We start from the raw sequence: 20148 nt of genomic DNA, 5'->3' as shown, positions 1-20148 counted from the left end.
GTTTGGCAGAATGAACCGATGACCCCCGCCATTTCCACGCACTTCCGTGCTGCACCGGCGCTCAAGCTCCGGCAGCGGCCCTTGTTCCTGTGGGCAGGCATTTTGCTGGTGGCCGGGGACGCCATCTTCTGGCTCATGTTCGCCGCAGTGCTGTCCGAGACAGGACTCGCCACGGTAGACGGCGCGGTCCACAGCTTCATGGTTGATTCGCGCACCCCCTTGCTCACCGCCCTCCTTACGGCAGTCACCACCGTGACCTCACCCTTGTGGATCACCATCATTGGTGTGGCGGTGGCCGCGGTATGGACGGTATGGAAGAAGGAACTCTGGCGGCCGGCTGTCCTGTTGGGCGCCATGGCGTTTGCCGCCATCCTGTCCGTGGTGGTGAAACAGGATGTGGGGCGCTCCGGTCCGCCGTCGTCCGATGTTCTCCTGGGCCCCGACGACGCACTGTCATTCCCCTCCGGCCACACGCTCGGCGCCGGGATCTTCGCGCTTGTCCTCACTTACCTGCTCGTCTCGCGTTCCGGCTCACGTGCGACGGCGGTCCTCGCCTTCTGCGGTGCCGCTCTCTTGACGCTGTTGGTTGCCTGCAGCCGGATCTACCTTGGATACCACTGGCTCACGGACGTGGTCGCTTCTCTCGGGCTTGCGCTTGGCGTGACGGGCATTGCGGTGTTTGTGGACGCGGCCCGTCACGGCGGCCGGCGCGGCTAATACTGTCAGTCCCCGCCACTACGCTTGAACCCATGGCTTCCAAGACGTCCCGCGCATCAAAAACACCCGCCTACAAGTGTGCCGAATGCGGCTGGACCGCCATCAAATGGGTGGGCCGCTGCGGCGAGTGCCAGGCGTGGGGAACCGTTGAGGAGTACGGCGCCACGGTAGCGCGCACGACGGCGGCCGCTACAGTTTTGGCGCCGGCCCGCCGTATCGCTGAGGTGGATGGCACCACTGCGGCCTTCCTGCCCACGGGCGTGGATGAGCTGGACCGCGTCCTCGGAGGAGGGCTCGTGCCGGGTGCCGTCATCCTGCTCGCTGGGGAACCCGGCGTCGGGAAGTCCACGCTGCTGTTGGACGTGGCGGCGAAGTTCGCGCGCACTGGCCAGGACGTCCTCTACATCACCGGAGAAGAGTCTGCGGCACAGGTCAAGCTCCGTGCGGAGCGGATCGACGCCGTGGCCCATAGCCTTTATCTTTCTGCGGAAACTGACCTTGGCCAGGCCTTGGGACAGGTGGAGAAGCTTGAGCCCAAGCTGCTGATCGTGGACTCTGTGCAGACCTTGAGCAGTGCCGACGTGGAGGGCAGCGCCGGCGGAGTTTCGCAGGTGCGTGAAGTTGCTGCGTCGATCATTGCCGCAGCCAAGCGGCGCAACATGACCACGTTGTTGGTAGGCCACGTGACCAAGGAAGGCACCATCGCCGGGCCGCGGCTGCTGGAACACCTGGTGGACGTCGTGTGCCAATTCGAAGGCGAGCGCCATTCGCGCCTGCGCCTGCTCCGGGCTGTGAAGAACCGTTATGGCGCCACGGACGACGTCGGCTGCTTTGACCTGAACGAGGCCGGCATCGAGGGGCTGGCTGATCCCAGCGGGCTGTTCGTTTCGCGGACCCGGGAGCCCGTTTCAGGCACCTGTATTACGGTGACCATGGAGGGTCGCCGGCCGCTGCTGGCAGAGGTTCAATCCCTTCTTGCCGAGAGCGCCAATTCGCAGCCGCGCCGGGCAACCAGCGGGCTGGAAAGCTCCAGGGTGGCCATGCTGCTGGCAGTCCTTCAGCAGCGTGCCGGCTGCATGCTGCACAAAGATGATTCCTATGTGGCAACGGTGGGCGGTGTGAAGCTCACGGAACCGGCGACGGACCTGGCTGTTGCCCTGGCCGTAGCGTCGGCCAAGGCCCGGAAGGCTCTCCCCCAGCGCCTGATTGCCTTTGGCGAGGTGGGCCTGGCTGGTGAAGTCCGCCCTGTTCCCGGTATCAACCAGCGCATCCAGGAAGCACACCGGCTCGGGTTCACGCACGCTATTGTTCCGGCCAGCCCTGCGGGTGCCGGTGTGATTCCGGACGGCTTCTCAGTGCGGGAGGTTGGCCATCTTGCCGAGGCACTGGAATTGCTGATCACGTAGCTATTCCGGGGTGTCGGGGCCGTTCGGGGCACGTGGTCGGCAAGGATGGGAGGCATGACCAAACGGAATGTGCTTATCGGGGGACGCTTTTTCTTTGGGCTTTTGACGTTGGTGGCGGTGGGAACCCAGCTGACGGTACATCTGGGCATGGGCTATGACCTCTGGAACTTCTTCAGCTATTTCACCAACCTGTCCAACATCTTCGCCGCACTGGTGCTGCTGATCAGCGGATACCGGGTGCTGATCCGGAAGCGGCCTACAGAAGCTGACGATGTCACTCGCGGCACTGCCACCATCGCCATGGCCGTGGTGGGTCTGGTTTTTGGTGCTTTGCTGGCCGGCGAGGACCTCGGCTCGCTGTTGCCGTGGGTCAACTTTGTGGTCCATTACTTGATCCCTGTGGTGATGGTGGCTGATTGGCTCTTCCAGCCGCCCCGGGCAACGCTGCAGCTCAAACACGTTTGGTACTGGCTGCTCTACCCCATTGGCTACCTGGTCTACAGCCTGGTCCGTGGCGCCTTGGTGAACTGGTACCCCTACTGGTTCATCGACCCGGCCCGAGCCGGCGGTTGGGGCGGTGTGGTGGTGTTCGCACTCGCCATCTCCGTTGGCTTCCTGGTGGTGAGCCTGGCGATGCTATGGCTGGGTAACAAACTCAAACGCCAGGTGGATTACTAGGCACTTTTCGCTGCGAGCGCCGGCTCAGAGGCTTCTCCACGACGGTTTACCTCGCCATACCGGCTGATGAGTTCGCTGCTGGCATCCCTCACCGCCTGAATCTTTTGCCTGAGGCCGGCCAGGATCATCACCGTATCGGCCGTAGTGGACGCCGAGTCCTTTGCGATCAGCCCGTCCGCGCGGAGGTTGATCAGTGACTCGACCAGCCGAAAGGCGGTGTCGCCCAGGCCCGGGTCTGCGTCGGAGAGCGCCGTCAGCTCCCGTCCCAAGTCTCCGTAAATGGTCCGGAGTTCCTGTCGTGCTGCCATGAATGGTTGGAAAACTTCCGCCCTGGCCTCCGGCAGGTGGTAGAGCACCCCGAGGTTCCAGCGGGAAGTGCAGAGCTGCAAGCCGTCGAACAGGACCACTGCGTGCAGTCGTGCCGCGGGATCCAACTCCTGCCCGGCTTCTTCGGAACCGTCTTTCACAGCGCGGGCGAACGCCAGGCTGGTGGACACTGTCCCGCCGAGGAGTTCGCCAAGGATCTCGCCCTTGGTGGAGAAGTGGTGATACAGCGACGATTGCCGGATTCCGACGGCGTCGGCAATGGCCCGTGTGGACGTATTGGCGAATCCTTGGCTGGTAAAAAGTTCGGCTGCGGCATCCAGGATTTCGTCGCGTGCAGTGGCTCCCGGGCGTATCGCTTGCTGCTTGCGGGGGCGTCCCGGTCCGGTTGTAGTCACACCTCATTCTTGCATTGCGGCAACACCAAAGAGCCTGTTCACGGCGTGCTGCCGGGGTGGTGAGATTTCCTTTACACGCTTGAAACGAGCGGTAACCAAGGCTTTACATTGCCGAAACGCCATGGGGACACCCCGCTGGAAAACTATCAAGTGACCGATATTCCGGACAGGCAGTCAAAACCTCTCCGGGCTGGTTCCACATCCCGTTCCAGACACGGAGAAACCCGATGACTTCAACCCTTTCGACGGCGACCCACCGCACCGACGATGCAGACCTGACAGCACTTGGCTACCAGCCCACGCTGCACCGCAAGCTGGGTCGCTACGCGTCGTTCGCCGCAGGTTTTTCGTTCGTCTCCATCCTCACCACCATCTTCCAGCTCTTCGCCTTCGGCTACTCCTTTGCCGGCCCGGCCTTCTTTTGGACGTGGCCCGTGGTCCTGGTCGGCCAACTTCTGGTAGCCCTGAACTTCGCTGAACTCGCCGCCAGATACCCGTTGTCCGGTGCTGTCTACCAGTGGTCGCGCCGTATGGGCGGCGAAGTGGTGGGCTGGTTCGCTGGCTGGTTCATGTCCATCGCCCAGGTCATCACTGCTGCCGCAGCAGCCATTGCGCTCCAAGTGGTACTCCCCCAGCTGTGGGTCGGATTCCAGCTGGTGGGAGGCGACCCCATGCTGACATCTCCCACGGGCGCAGCCAACGCAGTAATCCTCGGTGCCGTCCTCCTGGTGATCACCACTGTGATTAACTGCCTTGGCGTGAAGCTCATGTCCCATGTGAACTCCATCGGCGTCACCTGTGAGATTGTGGGCGTCGCCGCAGTCATCCTTGCGCTGTTCTCAGCCGCGCAGCGCGGCCCGGAGGTGGTAGCGGACGTCAGTGTGGTCACTACCTCGGACCTTGGTGCCGTGGGTGCCTTCCTGGTCTCCGGTTTGATGGCCGCGTATGTGATGGTCGGCTTCAACTCCGCCGGCGAACTCTCGGAAGAAACCAAAAACCCCCGCAAGACCGCACCGCGCACCATCCTCTCGGCGCTGATCATCTCAGGCATTGGCGGCGGACTCATGATTATCGCGGCACTGATGGCAGCGCCAAGCCTCGACGACGGCAGGCTCGCCACCGAGGGACTCCCCTACGTGCTGACAGCCGTGTTGGGTACGTTCTGGGGCAAGGTGCTGCTGGTGGACGTGGCAATCGCCATCTTTGTCTGCACCCTGGCCATCCAAACGGCCGGTTCACGCCTGGTGTTCTCCATGGCCCGCGACGGCAAGCTGCCAGCCTCGGCCCGGCTCTCGAAGGTCCACCCCAAGCGCGGGACCCCCATGTGGCCTTCCATCGCGATCGGCGCCCTCGCTGTGGGCATCCTCGCCATCAACATCGGCAACTCCGCGCTCTTCACCACCCTCTGCAGCGTGTGCATCGTGATGGTGTACCTGGCGTACCTGATGGTCACTGTCCCGCAACTGCTCAGCCGCTTCCGTGGCGACTGGGACCGGGTGGGCCAGACCATGCCGGCCGGACTCTTCTCGCTGGGCCGGTGGGGCTTGCCCGTCAACATCCTGGCCGTGCTCTACGGCGCCCTGATGGTCATCAACCTCTCCTGGCCCCGCGCCGAGGTGTACGACCCCTCCGGCGAACACGGGATCCTGCTCTTCTCCGCACCCATCATGGTGGGCGCCGTCCTGCTCCTGGGCCTCTGGGTCCGCAGGAACATCCGCGTCCGGGACACCAAAGCCGCAATGGCAGAAGACTCCGCCAACGCCGCCTGACCCCGCCAGCACCAGACCGTCCAGAACCAGCACCAGTACAGAAATGACTGCCATGACCCAGACTCTTGAAACACACACCTCTGAAAACGGCACAGCCACAACTGCCGGCGCCAAACTGCACGCACGGGCCCAGCACGGGCGCACGGCCGAGACCATGATCCACGTCCCGCCGGCTTCGGCCCCGTCACGTTTGATCGGAGGCCTCCCGGCCGAGGCACAGGACTCCCTGACGTGGGCGGAGACACTTGCCTTCGGCCGCTACACCCACCTGGAACTGGCCCGCGGGACGCGCATCAGAATCACGGACCTCGACGGCGATGCTTGCGTTCACGCTGTCCTTATCCGAAGCGGCGCCCAGCATGAGCGGCTCAACGTTGCGGATACCGTCAAAGTGCCGTGGCAGGCCTACATCACCACAGGCCACCCGCTCCTCTCCGACGCCGGCCGCCTCATGGCATCCGTGGTGGCCGATTCCTCCGGCCAGCACGATGCCCTCACCGGCACCACCCACTTAGCCGGAAACACCGCCAAGTACGGTGCCGGATCAGCCCACAGCCCGTCACCGGCCGGTCGTGAACTGCTGACCCTGGGCGGCATGAAGCATGGCATCAGCCAGAAAGAACTCCCTCCGTCGGTGTCGTTCTTCAAGGGCGTCACCGTGGAGCGGGACGGCAGCATCACGTTCGCCGGCAGCGCCGGTGCCGGAGCCGCCGTCGAACTTCTCCTCCACATGGACGCAGTGCTGGTACTGGCCAATACCGCCCACCCGCTGGACCCGCGTCCGGAATTCACGGGAAGCGCCGTGGACATCGTGGCTTGGCAGGCTCCGCAGGACCTTGAAGCTCTCAAAAACGGAACCCTCACCGTAGATCTGGGCCCAGAGGGACGTCTTGCCCTCCACAACACCGAACTCGACTACAACGCAAGGACCTCGGCATGAGCGCCATCGCAGAAATCAGCCCCGCACTGGTCCCTGGCCGCGTCGTACTGGACGATCTGGTGGAAGCCCGTGGTCCCTGGTCCGCCGTGATTGCTGCCGGCGACGTGCTCACCATTGTGGACCTCAACGGCAACCAAGCCGTTGACTGCATTCTCTACGCGGCACAGGACACCAGTACGCGTTACTCCGCCGCCGTGACCATCGCGAGCCAGGGCTCGATCTTCCTCACCACTGGCTCAGTTCTCCGCGCCGACAGCGGCCAGGAACTTATGACGGTGGTGGCGGACGAGGTTGGCGTCCACGACACCATCGGCGGCGCCTGCTCCCAGGAATCCAACACACTCCGCTACGGCCAACACACCCATGAACAGCATGCGTGCGTGGAGAACTTCCTCATTGAAGGTGCCAAGTGGGACCTCGGCAAGAAGGACCTCGTGTCCAACATCAACTGGTTCATGAACGTGCCGGTGGATCCCGACGGCGCCCTGGGCATCGTGGACGGGCTGTCCGCAGCCGGAAAGCGTGTGGCCCTCCGCGCCGAGGTGGACACGCTGGTGCTGGTGTCCAACTGCCCCCAAATCAATAACCCCTGCAACGGCTTCAACCCCACGCCGGTGCGCATGATCGTCACACGTCCGGAGGACCGCGCATGAACCGCTTCGACACCCTGCTCATTGCCAACCGTGGCGAGATCGCGTGCCGGATCATCGAATCCGCCCGCAAGGCCGGGCTACGCACGGTCGCCGTCTTCTCCGAAGCCGACCGCGGCGCCAAGCATGTGAAGCTCGCTGACGAGGCTGTCCTGCTGGGACCTGCACCCGCCAAGGAGTCGTATCTCAAGGTTGACGCCATCCTCAAGGCAGCGGCTGCCACCGGGGCCGGCGCCATTCATCCCGGCTACGGATTCCTGTCCGAGGACGCGGCCTTCGCCGAAGCCGTGGAGGCAGCCGGTTTGGTCTTTGTGGGTCCCACCCCCGAACAGCTCCGGATCTTCGGCACCAAGCACACCGCCCGCGATGCCGCCCAACGCGCCGGCGTTCCCATGATCGCAGGATCCGGCCTCTTGGAGGACCTGGACGAAGCCGTCGCAGCAGCGGAGATCATCGGCTACCCACTCATGCTCAAGGCAACCGGGGGTGGCGGTGGCATCGGCATGGCCGTCTGCCGCGACGAAGCCGAACTCCGCGACAACTACTCCCGGGTTGCGCGCCTGGCCAGCTCCAGCTTTGGAACGGCAGGCGTCTTTGCCGAACGCTACATCGAACACGCCCGCCACGTTGAAGTCCAGGTGTTCGGCGACGGTGAGGGCCGCGTGGTGAGCCTTGGAGACCGTGACTGCTCGCTGCAGCGCCGCCACCAGAAAGTGCTTGAAGAAGCCCCCGCACCGGACCTCCCGGAAGCTTTGCGGGAGGAACTGCACCGAAGCTCCCGCGCACTCTGCGCCTCCGTGGGCTATCGCTCTGCAGGCACAGTGGAATTCGTCTACGATCCCGTCCGCCGGGAAGCCTCCTTCCTGGAAGTCAACGCGCGGCTACAAGTGGAACACCCCGTCACCGAAGCCATCACCGGCGTGGACCTGGTGCAGTGGATGCTGGACCTCGCACAGCAGAAACCAGTGCTTGATGGCGTGCCGGACAGCCTGCCCGTCTCAGGACACGCTGTAGAAGCCCGTATCTACGCAGAAGACCCGGCCCGCAACTTCCAGCCCAGCGCCGGAACGGTCACCAACGCGCAGTACCCGGCCTCCGACGTCGTGCGCATTGACGCCTGGGTGGAGACCGGCAGCGAAGTCTCCACCAGTTACGATCCCCTGCTGGGCAAGGTCATCACGTCCAGTACAACCCGCGACGCCGCTTTCGAGGCCCTGGCTGCCGCGTTGGCGGAAACCCGCATTGATGGCATCGAGACCAACTTGGGCATGCTGCGCGCCGTGGCCGGGATGGACGTGGTCCGTGCTGCGGAGCATTCCACCGGAACCCTGAACACAGTGGGCGATCCTGAACCGCGAATCACCGTTGAACGGCCGGGCCTCCAGACCAGCGTGCAGGATTGGCCGGGCAGGACCGGGCTCTGGCAGATCGGAGTGCCGCCGAGTGGACCCATGGATGATTTGTCGTTCCGGCTGGGCAACACCGCGCTGGGCAATCCGGAGGGCGCACCCGGCCTGGAATTCACCATGGCCGGGCCAGCGCTCCGTTTCACCCACGCCACGACAGTGTGCGTCACCGGCGCGGACGTCACAGTGACAGTCGACGGCAGGCCGGCCGCTGCATGGGAGCCCATCACTGTCCCGGACAACGGCCTCCTGGACGTCGGATCGGCCGACGGATCCGGGCTGAGGGGATACATCCTGTTCGAAGGTGGTCTTGATGTTCCCCAATACCTGGGCAGTGCATCAACCTTCACTTTGGGCCAGTTCGGCGGCCATGGCGGCCGCGTCCTGCGGGCCGGCGATGTGCTCCGCACCGTCACCGGGCACCTCCCCGAGACCGTCCCCGGCCCGGTTCCCGTGGAGAGCCGCCCGGCCCTCACCACGAAGTGGCAGCTGAAAGTGGTGGAGGGGCCACACGGTGCACCGGAATTCTTCCAACGCGAAGACATCGAGGAACTGTACGCCGCCGAATACGAGGTCCACTTCAACTCCGCCCGCACGGGCGTCCGCCTGATCGGCCCGAAGCCGCGCTGGGCACGCAACGATGGCGGAGAGGCCGGACTGCACCCTTCCAACATCCACGACACCGCCTATTCGGTAGGGGCCTTGGACTTCACCGGCGACACCCCCATTCTCCTGGGCCCTGATGGTCCCAGCCTGGGCGGTTTCGTCTGCCCCGTCACCGTGGTGACCGGCGAGCGCTGGAAGCTGGGCCAACTCCGTCCGGGCGATAAGGTCCGCTTTGTGCCCATCCGCTCGGTTGAGGCGCCTTCCGTCAAAGAACTCGGTGCTGCGAGGCAGCTGATTCTGCCAGGTAGCACCGGTTTCACCACGGGCACCGGCACGGCTTCCGGCACCGCCGGGCTGCTTCGCGGAGACGGCGACGACGGCGTGCTGGGCCGGGTGCCCGAAGGCGACGGACGGCCTGCTGTCACCTACCGCCGCTCCGGTGACGACAACCTTTTGGTGGAGTACGGAGACATGGTGCTGGACCTTGGCCTCCGCGCCCGTGTCCACGCCCTGCACCAGGAACTCGAGCGCCTCGGAGTCGGGGGCATCGTGGATCTGACGCCAGGTATCCGTTCCCTGCAGATCAAAGCCGATCCCTCCGTCCTTCCCACCTCAAAGCTGTTGGGCCTGGTGCAGGAAATAGAGGCCGCACTCCCTGCAAGCTCGGAGCTGGTGGTGCCCAGCCGCAGCGTTCGCCTGCCCTTGTCCTGGGACGATCCCGCTACCCGTGAGGCAATCGAGCGCTACATGGCCGGTGTCCGCGACGACGCCCCCTGGTGCCCGTGGAACATCGAGTTCATCCGGCGCATCAACGGTTTGGACTCCGTCAACGATGTCTTCGATACGGTGTTCAACGCGGAGTACCTCGTCCTGGGACTGGGTGATGTGTACCTAGGAGCACCGGTGGCAACACCGTTGGATCCGCGGCACAGGCTGGTGACCACCAAGTACAACCCTGCCCGCACTTGGACGCCGGAGAACGCCGTGGGCATCGGCGGAGCCTACATGTGCATTTACGGCATGGAAGGTCCCGGTGGATACCAGTTCGTTGGCCGCACCACCCAGGTTTGGTCGCGCTACGCGGATTCGGCGCCGTTTGAGCCGGGTTCGCCTTGGCTGCTCCGGTTCTTCGACCGTATTTCCTGGTACCCCGTCAGTCCCGAGGAACTGTTGGACCTCCGCGCCGACATGGCTGCTGGCCGTGGCCATGGTGTGGAGATCCAGGACGGCACATTCTCACTTGCAGAACATGAGGAATTCCTGGACCGCAACAGCGTCTCCATTGCGGAATTCCGCGAGATCCAGTCGGCGGCTTTCGCCGTGGAGCGTCAGGTCTGGGAGGAAGCCGGCGAGTTCGATCGTGCCGAGCAGGCCGTTTCGCTGGCCCCGCCGGCCGACGACGTTGTTGTTCCCGACGGCGGCACCCTGGTGACGTCGCCGTTCGCGGCAAGCGTCTGGAAAGTGGACGTGGAACCCGGAGACCTGGTGGTGGCCGGCCAATCGCTGGTTTCCCTTGAGGCGATGAAGATGGAGACGGTCATCCAGGCTCCGGTGAATGGCCTGGTCCAACAGGTCCTGCCCGCTGCCGGTGCTCAAGTGGTGGCTGGTGAGGCGCTGGTGGTCCTGGAACCAGTGGACGTCCGGGAACACGCACTCGTCTTGGAGGGAAGCGCATCATGACCAGTCCCACCGGAACCACAGTTGCTCGGGTACTTTCGGCGCTCGAGGCGATTGACGCCGTCGACCGTCCCGAAATCTGGATCCACCTGCGCGGGCGGGACGAACTGCTCGCGGAGGCGGCCGGAATTGATGCCGCCGCGGTGGCCGGTGGGAACCTGCCGCTTGCCGGTCTCCTGCTCGCCGTGAAGAACAACGTGGATGTTGCCGGTATAACCACGACGGCGGCCTGCCCCGGCTTTGGTGACGTACCCGCCCGGGATGCGGTGCCGGTCGCCCGGCTGCGCGCTGCGGGCGCTCTGGTGCTCGGGGCCACCAATCTGGACCAGTTCGCCACGGGCCTGGTGGGTACCCGCAGCCCGTATGGTGCTGTCCGTGATTCGAGGCGTCCCGAGAGGATCTCGGGAGGCTCCAGTTCGGGATCTGCCGTGGCGGTGGCGTTGGGCCTTGTGGACCTTGCCATCGGCACGGACACCGCGGGTTCGGGCAGGATCCCCGCCGCGCTGCAGGGAATCGTGGGGATCAAACCGACCTTGGGCGTTGTGTCCACCGAAGGTGTGGTCCCGGCATGCCGTTCCTGGGATACCGCCACGATCTTCGCCCGCGATCTCGCCACTGCCGAGCTCGCCATGGGCATCATGGCCGGACAGGGCCGCACCTGGCCCACCGACGTGAAAGTTGCGGCACCGTCCACCCCTCGGGTGGCCTATCCCGCTGCTCTACCGGCGCTCCCGGCAGCGTGGGCGTCGGAATTCCAGGCGCAGGTTGAGCGGCTGCGGTCCACAGGAGTGGTAGCGGAACCCATCGACCTGGACGTCTTCCTCCAGGCAGCCCGGCTGCTGTACGACGGCGGATTGGTGGCCGAACGCTACGCCGCCGTCGGCAGCTTCATTGATTCGGCGACGTTGGGCGGGGTAGGTGCTTCGGACGGGGCAGGCCAGTCCGGCGGCGTGCCCGCGACGCTGGACCCCACCGTCGCCGGCATCATCAGCGCCGCGGGCAAAGTCACGGCGCACCGGTACGTCACGGACACGGCGGCGTTGGAGCAACTCAAGCGCCAGGCCATGGAGCGCCTGGACGGATTCGACGCCTTGGTTGTCCCCACGGCACCGTTCCATCCGACGTTGGCAGAGGTTGCGGCCGATCCGGTGGGGGTCAACTCCCGAATGGGCACCTATACCAACTTCTGCAACCTCTTCGATCTCAGCGCTGTTGCCGTACCGGCGGGCACCGTCACCGAAACAGACGGCGTTGAAACAGGCAGTACCTCCCAGTTCGGCCTGACGGTGGTTGCCCGGACCTTCGAGGACGGGGTGGCTGCGGATATCGCGCGTCGGATCGAGCTCACCCCGGAGCTGCCAGAACTGTTCGCGGCGGGAGTCGCGGCTGGAGCGCCGACAGGTGCAACGACAGGGCCCGCACCAGCTCAGTCTCCCGCGCCCAAGGTCCCCTGGCCGGTTGCTGCGGGAGCCGCCGTCGTTCCCCTCGTAGTGGTGGGGGCGCACCGGAAGGGGCAGCCGCTGGCGGCGGAGCTCGAAGGGCGTGGAGCCTTCTGGGACGGCCCGGTGACCACAGCGGCGCAGTACCGGATGGTGGCTTTGGAGACCACGCCGCCCAAGCCCGGAGTGGTTCGTTCGGCGCGCGGAGCCGGGCTCGTTGCTGAGAGATGGCTGCTGTCCGAGGCTGCGCTCGGGTCCTTCCTGGCCGAACTGCCCGAACCCATGCTGCTGGGGTCCATCACGCTGGACGATGGCAGCAGAGCGGTGGGTTTTGCCTGCGACGCTGTGGCCGCGGCAGAGGGACGGGACATTACCGAGTACCGCGATTGGATTAAATACCTGAAGGAAAACGCTGCTGGACCGGGAGGCCACAGCTTGTGGCGCGAGGCCGGTGGAGCTTTGCTGACCGGGCTCGGGCGGGGCCAGCACTAGCTGGCAGGCGGCTGATTGAGGGAAATAGGGTTTCCGTCATTCAGCCGCCAAACCACTTTGCGGGCATCGTCGAACATCACGAAATGACCCACTTTGGGGCTTGCTGGTGCGGTTAACGGTGCCCGGAAGCCCTATCATTGTGCTTGTCGTCATTGGGGCATTTTTTGTGAGTGCCCACTGACGCCGGATTCAGCTTGTCTGTGAGCCGAGGCTTGCACCTTCGAAGGGAAACCCTATGGCCCGGAGCCCGGAAGAGTCGCTTAAGGCGACCCTGGCCAGAGTCGCACCCGGAACCCCGTTGCGCGATGGCCTGGAACGCATCCTCCGCGGACGGACCGGTGCCCTGATTGTGTTGGGCTACGACCGCACCATCGACTCCATCTGTTCCGGCGGATTCGATATCGGCATCGATTTCTCCCCTACCCGCCTGCGTGAGCTGGCCAAGATGGACGGCGCCATCATCTGTGACAAGGACGCCAGCAACATTGTCCGCGCTGCAGTCCAACTGGTCCCGGATTCAAGCATCGAAACCCAGGAATCGGGCACCAGGCACCGCACCGCCGAGCGCGTGGCCATCCAGACCGGCGTTCCCGTGATCTCCGTCAGCCAGTCCATGCAGATCATCGCGCTCTACGTGAACGGTTTGCGCCACGTGCTGGAGGGCTCCGAGAAGGTCCTCGCCCGCGCCAACCAGGCCCTGGCAACGCTGGAACGGTACAGCGCCAGGCTGGACCAGGTCACCAGTTCCCTTTCCGCCCTGGAGATCGAGGCCCTGGTCACCGTCAGGGACGTTGCTGTCACCCTGCAGCGGCAGGAAATGGTGCGCCGCATCTCGGAGGAAATCGCCCAGTACGTTCTGGAACTTGGCGAAGACGGCCGCCTGCTGTCCCTCCAGGTGGAGGAACTGACCATGGGCCGCGGCCCGGGCAGCGACGTCATCATCCGCGACTACTCGGATCCCGACGCCACGCCTGAGGAGATCGAGGAAGCCGTCCAGGCACTCCTCAACCTGGGCCCCACCGAACTGATCGACCTCAGCCGCATCGCGCACATCATCGGTTTCGCCGGCGGGGTTGAGCAGTTGGACGCAGTGGTCCAGCCGCGCGGCTACCGCCTGCTGTCCGGCCTGAAGTCGGTACCCAAGGCCGTCGCCGACCGCCTGGTGGACTACTTCGGCGGGCTCCAGAACCTGATGGCCGCCACCATCGATGACCTGATGACCGTGGACGGCATCGGCGACCAGCGCGCCCGGACGGTGCGCGAGGGCCTGAGCCGCATGGCCGAGGCCAGCTTGCTGGACCGGTTCCTCTAAGCCGGCTGCCGCCGTCGAACGCGGGCTCAGCCGAAACTCTAGTTCAGCTGGAAGACAGCCTTTGGGCTTGCCTTGTTTCCCAGCCGCGCCTCGAACGTGTAGTACGCCCCGCCGCCACCCGGCTTGGCGTTGATCGCGGCGCAGCCCTCCAGTGTCCGGTTGCGCTGCCACGGGAAGTTCGCGGTTTCGCTCTTGCCGGGCTGGATGGTTTTGATGAGGTCTTCGCCGCCGGTCTGGCAGTCCTTGGACGAGAAGATGCGGTCCGCGCCGCTCATCACCAGGTATTCCATTTGGGATGTTCCCACGTTGACCTCGCACGGGGCGGTGCCGCCGTTGGTGATGGTCATGGTGAGCAGCGGCTTGTCTTCCCCACCGTAGGCGGGCTTGTCGGTCTTGGCCGCGACGGTCATGAGGTTGAAGTCGCACACAGGCGTCGGCGAAGCAGACGGCGACGGTGTCCCTGACGACGCGCTTCCCTGCGTCGGCGCCTGTGACGCTTCCGGGGTGCTGACGGCCTGGGGCTCATTCTTTCCGGCGAGCGCACCCGTAAGGGCCACCGCGCCTCCCACCAGCAAGGCGATCACCAGCAGCAGGGCGCCAAAAACAACCTGACGACGACGGCGGTACACGGCAGGGCTTGGTCGCCGCCTCTTCGTCGGGGTACCGCGGCCTGTTGTCCCGCTCCGGGATGAGCCACGGGCAGCACCCTTCGCCGGCGCTGAAGAGCGCGCGGTCGACTGCTGCTTACCGTTGGTGGCCATGGTTCTAGGCTAGGCTCGTGTCCCTCGGGGCCCTAACCTACACGCCGCAGGCCCCTAATCCGGGACTGTGTGACGTCGGCCATGGCCCGGGGTTCCATTACAGTGGAGGGCAGTATGACTCTTCCCGATGCCCACCAACTGACCGCGCTCCACAGCGCCTTGGATCAGTGGTTTGCCGACGCCGCCCGGGATCTTCCGTGGCGCGAGCCGGACTGCAGCGCCTGGGGAATCCTGGTCAGCGAAGTCATGCTCCAGCAAACTCCCGTGGTCCGGGTGCTGCCCGTGTGGCGGGACTGGATGGACCGCTGGCCTACCCCGGGCCATCTTGCCGACGAGCCGTCGGGCGAAGCTGTCCGCCATTGGGGCCGCCTCGGATACCCACGCCGCGCCCTGCGACTGCACGCGGCCGCCGTCGCCATCCGTGAGCAGCACGGCGGCAACGTTCCTGACACGTACGCAGAACTTTTGGGTTTGCCTGGCGTGGGGAGTTACACGGCTGCCGCCGTCGCCGCCTTCGCTTTTGGTCGACGCGAAACCGTGGTGGACACCAACATCAGGCGGGTCCACGCCCGGCTCATTTCCGGGAACGCACTTCCTGCGCCGGCGCTGACCGCAGGCGAAATGCGGTTGGCCGAGGCCCTCCTTCCCGTCGAACAGGAACTGTCCGTGCGCTGGAACGCGTCCGTCATGGAACTCGGAGCCATGGTGTGCACGGCCCGCAGCCCCAAGTGCGCCGACTGTCCTGTCCTCTCAAGCTGCGCCTGGCTCGCCGCGGGTGAGCCGCCGCCGTCGTACACGCCCAAAGGCCAGTCCTGGCACGGCACCGACCGCCAGGTCCGCGGTGCCGTGATGGCCGTCCTCCGCGAGGCCGCCACCCCCGTCCCGCGCCAGATGTTCGAGCAGGCGCCGGCGGATCTCGGATTCGCGCCGTCGGGCATCGGGATCCCCCTCGCCGCTCTGCACCGGCTCAACTCGGCGCCGGAGCAACTTGAGCGGGCACTGGATGGACTGTTGGTGGACGGCTTGGCAGAGATACACGACGGCGGGTTGCGGCTTCCGGCCTAGCGTTCGGCAGGCGCGGTATCGGTTCGGCAACGGGAACGGGTGAGCCGTAACAATGCAGGTGCCTCTTTGGGACGCACTGGAGACGCCGGCCCCACGCGGTCCTACCCTGAAGCATGGGCAAAATCGGAGTGGCATTGACCCTTGCCGGAACCGCAGCTTTGCTTCCGGGCTGCTATCCCGAAGCCGTAGCCTGCCCGGCCATTGGGCACATTGCAGGCGTGTCCCTGAGTGTTGCAGCGAGCTACGCAGACCAGGTGGGGACGCTGCGGCTCAAGGCCTGCCAGGACGGCACCTGCACCGAAAAGGACCTGGACCTGCACCCGGGCGCTGTGGCCGTGGACCAAGGCTGCACGCCGGATGGCGTGTGCTCCGCGACATCGTCCCCTGACGGGACATTTGTGGGATTCCTTGAGCTTCCCGCCCTCAGCGAAGGCCCTCTGGAGGCGACCGTAAGCGGCACCTCTCCCTCCGGCACAGCGCTGCCCACGCGGACATTGACCTTCACGCCCAAGGGCGATTATCCGTACGGCGAGCAATGCGGCCGCGTCATTTCCGCCGCGGTGAGCTTGGATGAAGACGGGCTTAAACAACGTTAGTGGTGGTGTGGATGTCCGCCGCAATGCTTAGACTTTCCACATCGTGAAAATCTTGTTCCGATATTAAACACAACAGGCTTCAGGAATTAGCAATTCGGAAACAAGGCCCTCATAGCGTCTTGTGTGATCCCAGCCGCGACCGCAGCGCGGCCCTCGCACAGACAGGCACCCCCTTGAAAATTCCCACACCCACGGCTTCCGTGACTCCAGCAGCGAAGAAGCCACTGTACAAATCCTTGTTCTTCCAGATTCTGGTGGCCGTGGTGCTGGGGATCGCCATAGGGTACCTATGGCCAAACGCAGGTTCTGCCCTTCGCCCACTGGGCGACGGCTTCATTCAGCTCATCAAAATGATCATCGCTCCACTGATTTTTCTGGTCATCGTCACGGGGATCTCTGCCGTGGGGGACGTCAAGTCCGTAGGCCGCGTAGGTGTTAAGGCACTGATCTATTTCACCGGCGCCACACTCTTCGCCCTGGCATTTGGGTTGGTGGTTGCCAATCTTGTGCAGCCGGGCGCGGGCCTGAACATTGACCCGGCATCTTTGTCCGAGGATGCAGTAAGCGCCAAGACCACTACCGCCCCGCCCAAAGACGCGGGACAGTTCCTGCTGGGCGTCATCCCCACCAGCGTCGTAGGAGCCTTTGCGTCCAACTCGCTGCTGCAGGTCCTGTGCTTCGCGATCTTCTTTGGCGCAGCAATCGTGGTGGTGGGACGCGAAAAGTGCAAGCCGGTCATCGACCTCATGGAGACGACACTGGAGCTCTTCTTCAAAATCATGTCCTGGGTCATGCGGGTTGCCCCCATTGGAGCCTTCGGCGCCATGGCCTTCATCATCGGCCAGTACGGGCTCAGTTCGCTGAGTACCTACGCCCTCCTGATTGCGGCATGCTACGGCTCAGCGCTGGTCTTCATCGGCCTGCTGTTTGTGGTGGCCTGGGTCTACCCCCGGGTTCCCCTGTGGCAGTTCATCAAGTACTCCCGCGAAGAATTCATGCTTGCCCTGGGCACGGCCTCCACTGAATCCGTCCTCCCCCGCATCATGACCAAGCTGACCAATGCCGGTTGTTCCCGGGCAACCACAGGCCTGGTGGTGCCCACGGGATACTCCTTCAATCTGGACGGAGCCGCGCTTTACCTTTCCATCTCCCTTCTTTTCCTTGCCCAGGCCTTTGGCCACAACCTGGACCTGGGTCAGCAACTGGCAGCGCTCGGCATCCTGATGCTCACCTCCAAGGGCATGGCCGGCGTTCCCGGTTCCGCCTTCCTCGCCCTCTCCGCGACGGCCGGGGCGCTCGGAATCTTCCCGGTAGCCGGAGTTGCCCTCCTGCTGGGAGCAGACCGTTTGATGGACTCCATGCGCGTAGTGGTCAACCTGCTGGGCAACTGCGTCGCCACGTTCGTGGTGTCCAAATGGGAAGGTCAATTCGACCGCGAGGCAATGCTGGCAGCTTTCCGCGGGGAGGACACGACGCCGGAGGACACGACGCAGCGTCCGAGCCTTCGGCGCTCAAGACTCCCCAGCTGACCTCCGGTACGTACTCGGCGTGAAGCCCAGATACTTTTGGAAGTCGTTTGTCAGGTGCGCGTGATCGGCATAGCCAAGTTCGACGGCGATCGCCGCAAGGTCCGCTGTTGGATCGGACCGGGTACGCTCTGCGGCATCCTGGAGCCTCCGGCGACGTATGAGTGCTGCGGGGCTGAGTCCTATGTACTTCCTGGCCAACCTCTGAAGCTTTCGCGGTGAGACATACAACCGAGTGGACGCATCCTCAAGCAAGAGCACCTCAGGATCGGAAGTGATGACATCCATCATCCGGTTCGCGAGCAGCGCTTCCTCCGAGAGCACTACGTCGAGTGAAGCCAGCCACGCAACAAAGGCCTCCACTGCCTGCCTGCGGTGAGTGCCGTCGTCGTGCGGGGTCATTGCCCTGAAGACGGCCGAATGCAGTTCTTCCAGCGCCAGAACGACCTCCTGGTCGCGGAGGGCCCCGGATTGTCGGTAAACAACGGCACGGCCGCCGGGCGGAGCAGCGCACCCACGGCCCAGCCAGAGCCGGTCAGGTCGCGGTGTGCGGCGCGGGTGGTGGGTCCGGAAAAGACGACATCCGCAGGCTGCACCACCAGGTTGGACGCAGGGTAGGCGATGAGGTGCTGCCGGGAGGTCCGGCCGGGTTCGATGTCCCACTCGGGGATCCAGAACCACTGCACCAGCCCGGCTACCGATGCCGGCGCGGGAACGCGGTTGAAGGTGGGTAGTCGCGCGGGGTACAGAATGCCCTTGAAGGAACCCTCCATAAGCCCCTCCCGGGTCGGCGTGAACCTGTCGCGAATCTCCAAGCGCCCGGCACCCGGAGGCACGTAGCGTCGTATCCATGACAGATACTACAAGCACAGAATCAACCACGGCCGCCCACGGGGAGCACACCACCCACGGCATACCGAACGGTCTCACCAGCCTCACGCCGTTCCTCTCGGTGCCGAACGCCAAGGCGGCCATCGCCTTTTACCGGGACGTGTTCGGGGCCCGCGTGGTGGGCGAAACTGAGATGGGCGGGATAGTGGTCCATGCCGAACTGGACTTCGGAAACGGCCACCTCCAGCTGGGTGAGCCCAACCCTGAATATCATTTGGTCCAGGCACCGTCCGGCGAGGACGACTGCTATTCCCTGGGACTCTACTGCTCCGACGCGGACAGCCTTGTCCGTGAAGCAGAGCAAGCCGGCGCCGCCATCCGGGAGCCGTTGACCACCTTCGTTTCAGGTGACCGCTATGCGAGCATCCGCGATCCGTTCGGCGTCCGCTGGTCCATCATGACGCGTGTCGAGGACCTCTCCGAGCAAGAGAGCAACCGCCGCGTCGAGGAATGGGCGGCACAGCAGGGCTAAGGACCGGGAGCCGCCACAGGGTTCAGGCCCTGCGGCGGCCAAGCCCTAGCTAAGGCAGAGACAAAACGGGTGCCCGGCCGGATCAAGGAACACCCGGAACGTCTCACCGGGCTGGTGGTCGGCCTTGGTGGCCCCCAGCGAGAGCGCAACTTCTTCGCCCTTGTCCAGGTCTTCCACCACCATGTCCAAGTGCATTTGCTGCGGAATGGTCTGCCCGGGCCACACCGGCGCCTGGTACACCTCCACCTGCTGGAAGGAGATGCAGTTACTGCCGTCGCTGGGGCGGATATCGAACCAGTCGCCCTTGTCCTCGACGTCCCAGCCGAAGAGCTCGCCATAGAAGGCAGCCAAGACAGCCGCGTCGGGACAATCGATGACGACACTTGGGAACTTAGCTATAGCCATGCTGTTAGACCTCGTCTGCCGTCTTCTTCATGCGGGCCAGGGCGCTCTTGGTGCCCCGCTGGGTAAGAACGTGAACCACGGCGGCGACGGCGGCCGAGACAACCGCGAAGACCAGCACTCCCGGAAGTGAGTCATTGAGGTCTGTGCTGTCCTTGGGGGCGGGCTTGCCGGTCTTCTTCTCCCAGAGGCCCTCCAGCGTCTTGTTTGCCAGCGCGCCGGCGCCAAGACCAATTGCCAGGCCGAAAATTTTCACCAGTATGTTCACGTAGATCCTCCATCAGGTTTGGCGCCGACGGACGACGCCCCACACAACAATCGCCTCACAAAACAAGGCAGGGCCACTGCAACCGCAGCGGCCCTGTCCGGATACCTAGTCTTTCTTGAAGGCGTCCTTCAGCTTCTCGCCGGCGCCCTTGAGGTCGGCCTTCGTCTGGTCGCCCTTGCCTTCTGCTTCAAGACGCTCGTTGTCCGTCAACTTTCCGGCAGCTTCCTTGGCCTTGCCACCAAGCTTCTCGCCAGCGTTCTCCATTTTGTCGTCAGCACCCATGATTCGCACCTCTTCCTTGTAGTGAACCTGTACCTCTACAACATCACTAATCAGCATACTTAGCAATATTT

General features: G+C 64.5%; 20 protein-coding genes. 13 read left to right on the top strand and 7 right to left on the bottom strand.

The features are described 5' to 3' along the window. Positions 1-18 precede the first annotated feature (18 nt). Genes CGK93_RS01170 through CGK93_RS01160 form a run of 3 tightly spaced genes read left to right on the top strand, consistent with a single transcriptional unit; the run spans position 19 to position 2801 of the window. Entirely contained in the window at positions 19-717 is a 699-nt protein-coding gene (locus CGK93_RS01170; protein ID WP_089593237.1) for a phosphatase PAP2 family protein, read from the top strand. Between the two features lie 32 nt (positions 718-749). Further along, on the top strand, positions 750-2123 hold the full coding sequence (gene radA / locus CGK93_RS01165; protein ID WP_089593236.1) for a DNA repair protein RadA: 1374 nt from the start codon (positions 750-752) through the stop codon (positions 2121-2123). Between the two features lie 54 nt (positions 2124-2177). Beyond that, a complete protein-coding gene (locus tag CGK93_RS01160) occupies positions 2178-2801 on the top strand; it encodes a Pr6Pr family membrane protein (RefSeq protein ID WP_089593235.1) in 624 nt (207 codons plus the stop codon). Here CGK93_RS01160 and CGK93_RS01155 read toward each other — a convergent pair. Next, positions 2798-3523 (bottom strand): TetR/AcrR family transcriptional regulator, encoded by a 726-nt coding sequence (locus tag CGK93_RS01155; RefSeq protein ID WP_089593234.1) that lies wholly within the window; start codon positions 3521-3523, stop codon positions 2798-2800. The genes CGK93_RS01160 and CGK93_RS01155 overlap by 4 nt on opposite strands. A gap of 227 nt (positions 3524-3750) precedes the next feature. Here CGK93_RS01155 and CGK93_RS01150 point away from each other — a divergent pair, with 227 nt between their 5' ends. The 6 genes from CGK93_RS01150 (at position 3751) to disA (ending at position 13814) form a co-directional block, all read left to right on the top strand. Next, the gene (locus tag CGK93_RS01150) at positions 3751-5292 is read left to right on the top strand and encodes an amino acid permease (RefSeq protein ID WP_089593233.1); all 1542 of its coding nucleotides are present in this window, start codon (positions 3751-3753) and stop codon (positions 5290-5292) included. A gap of 52 nt (positions 5293-5344) precedes the next feature. Continuing rightward, a complete protein-coding gene (locus CGK93_RS01145) occupies positions 5345-6232 on the top strand; it encodes an urea amidolyase associated protein UAAP1 (RefSeq protein WP_232481503.1) in 888 nt (295 codons plus the stop codon). Continuing rightward, positions 6229-6885 carry an urea amidolyase associated protein UAAP2 gene (locus tag CGK93_RS01140; protein WP_089593231.1) on the top strand — a complete coding sequence of 219 codons (657 nt, stop codon included), beginning with the start codon at positions 6229-6231 and terminating at the stop codon, positions 6883-6885. The genes CGK93_RS01145 and CGK93_RS01140 overlap by 4 nt, the downstream gene beginning before the upstream one ends. Next, positions 6882-10574: an urea carboxylase gene (gene uca / locus CGK93_RS01135; RefSeq protein WP_089593230.1), complete on the top strand. Its 3693-nt coding sequence runs from the start codon at positions 6882-6884 to the stop codon at positions 10572-10574. The genes CGK93_RS01140 and uca overlap by 4 nt, the downstream gene beginning before the upstream one ends. Further along, entirely contained in the window at positions 10571-12502 is a 1932-nt protein-coding gene (gene atzF, locus CGK93_RS01130) for an allophanate hydrolase (protein WP_089593229.1), read from the top strand. Before uca ends, atzF begins: the two co-directional genes overlap by 4 nt. A gap of 235 nt (positions 12503-12737) precedes the next feature. Continuing rightward, the gene (gene disA, locus CGK93_RS01125; RefSeq protein WP_024819020.1) at positions 12738-13814 is read left to right on the top strand and encodes a DNA integrity scanning diadenylate cyclase DisA; all 1077 of its coding nucleotides are present in this window, start codon (positions 12738-12740) and stop codon (positions 13812-13814) included. 38 nt (positions 13815-13852) lie between these two features. Here disA and CGK93_RS01120 read toward each other — a convergent pair whose 3' ends face one another. Further along, complete coding sequence (locus CGK93_RS01120; RefSeq protein WP_089593228.1) at positions 13853-14575, bottom strand: hypothetical protein; 723 nt, start codon at positions 14573-14575, stop codon at positions 13853-13855. Positions 14576-14689: 114 nt separating this feature from the next. Between CGK93_RS01120 and CGK93_RS01115 the strand changes: the two genes are divergently transcribed. The 3 genes from CGK93_RS01115 (at position 14690) to CGK93_RS01105 (ending at position 17765) form a co-directional block, all read left to right on the top strand. After that, positions 14690-15640, top strand: a complete 951-nt coding sequence (locus CGK93_RS01115; RefSeq protein ID WP_089593227.1) for an A/G-specific adenine glycosylase — start codon at positions 14690-14692, stop codon at positions 15638-15640. Positions 15641-15753: 113 nt separating this feature from the next. Beyond that, positions 15754-16236 carry a hypothetical protein gene (locus tag CGK93_RS01110; protein WP_089593226.1) on the top strand — a complete coding sequence of 161 codons (483 nt, stop codon included), beginning with the start codon at positions 15754-15756 and terminating at the stop codon, positions 16234-16236. Positions 16237-16409: 173 nt separating this feature from the next. Beyond that, positions 16410-17765, top strand: coding sequence for a cation:dicarboxylate symporter family transporter (locus CGK93_RS01105; RefSeq protein WP_089597090.1), 1356 nt, complete (start codon positions 16410-16412; stop codon positions 17763-17765). Here CGK93_RS01105 and CGK93_RS24535 read toward each other — a convergent pair. Both CGK93_RS24535 and CGK93_RS24530 read right to left on the bottom strand, forming a co-directional pair. Continuing rightward, entirely contained in the window at positions 17748-18164 is a 417-nt protein-coding gene (locus CGK93_RS24535) for a helix-turn-helix domain-containing protein (RefSeq protein ID WP_442857005.1), read from the bottom strand. The genes CGK93_RS01105 and CGK93_RS24535 overlap by 18 nt on opposite strands. Further along, entirely contained in the window at positions 18161-18535 is a 375-nt protein-coding gene (locus tag CGK93_RS24530; protein ID WP_442857004.1) for a DUF6597 domain-containing transcriptional factor, read from the bottom strand. The genes CGK93_RS24535 and CGK93_RS24530 overlap by 4 nt, the downstream gene beginning before the upstream one ends. Before the next feature lie 77 nt (positions 18536-18612). On the opposite strand from CGK93_RS24530, the gene CGK93_RS01095 reads away from it, so the two are divergent. Further along, a complete protein-coding gene (locus CGK93_RS01095; RefSeq protein WP_089593225.1) occupies positions 18613-19125 on the top strand; it encodes a VOC family protein in 513 nt (170 codons plus the stop codon). A 45-nt stretch (positions 19126-19170) separates the two neighbouring features. On the opposite strand, the gene CGK93_RS01090 is transcribed toward CGK93_RS01095, so the two are convergent. The 3 genes from CGK93_RS01090 to CGK93_RS01080 form a co-directional block, all read right to left on the bottom strand. After that, on the bottom strand, positions 19171-19530 hold the full coding sequence (locus CGK93_RS01090; RefSeq protein WP_089593224.1) for a VOC family protein: 360 nt from the start codon (positions 19528-19530) through the stop codon (positions 19171-19173). Positions 19531-19534: 4 nt separating this feature from the next. Continuing rightward, positions 19535-19795 carry a DUF4235 domain-containing protein gene (locus CGK93_RS01085; RefSeq protein ID WP_089593223.1) on the bottom strand — a complete coding sequence of 87 codons (261 nt, stop codon included), beginning with the start codon at positions 19793-19795 and terminating at the stop codon, positions 19535-19537. Positions 19796-19900: 105 nt separating this feature from the next. Then, on the bottom strand, positions 19901-20077 hold the full coding sequence (locus tag CGK93_RS01080) for a CsbD family protein (RefSeq protein WP_035760998.1): 177 nt from the start codon (positions 20075-20077) through the stop codon (positions 19901-19903). Positions 20078-20148: the final 71 nt, after the last annotated feature.

Source organism: Arthrobacter sp. YN (assembly GCF_002224285.1).
In the GTDB taxonomy this organism is placed as follows: Bacteria; Actinomycetota; Actinomycetes; order Actinomycetales; family Micrococcaceae; genus Arthrobacter.
The sequence above is the reverse complement of the archived record's forward strand: the minus strand, read 5'-3'. Positions and strand labels throughout refer to the sequence as shown.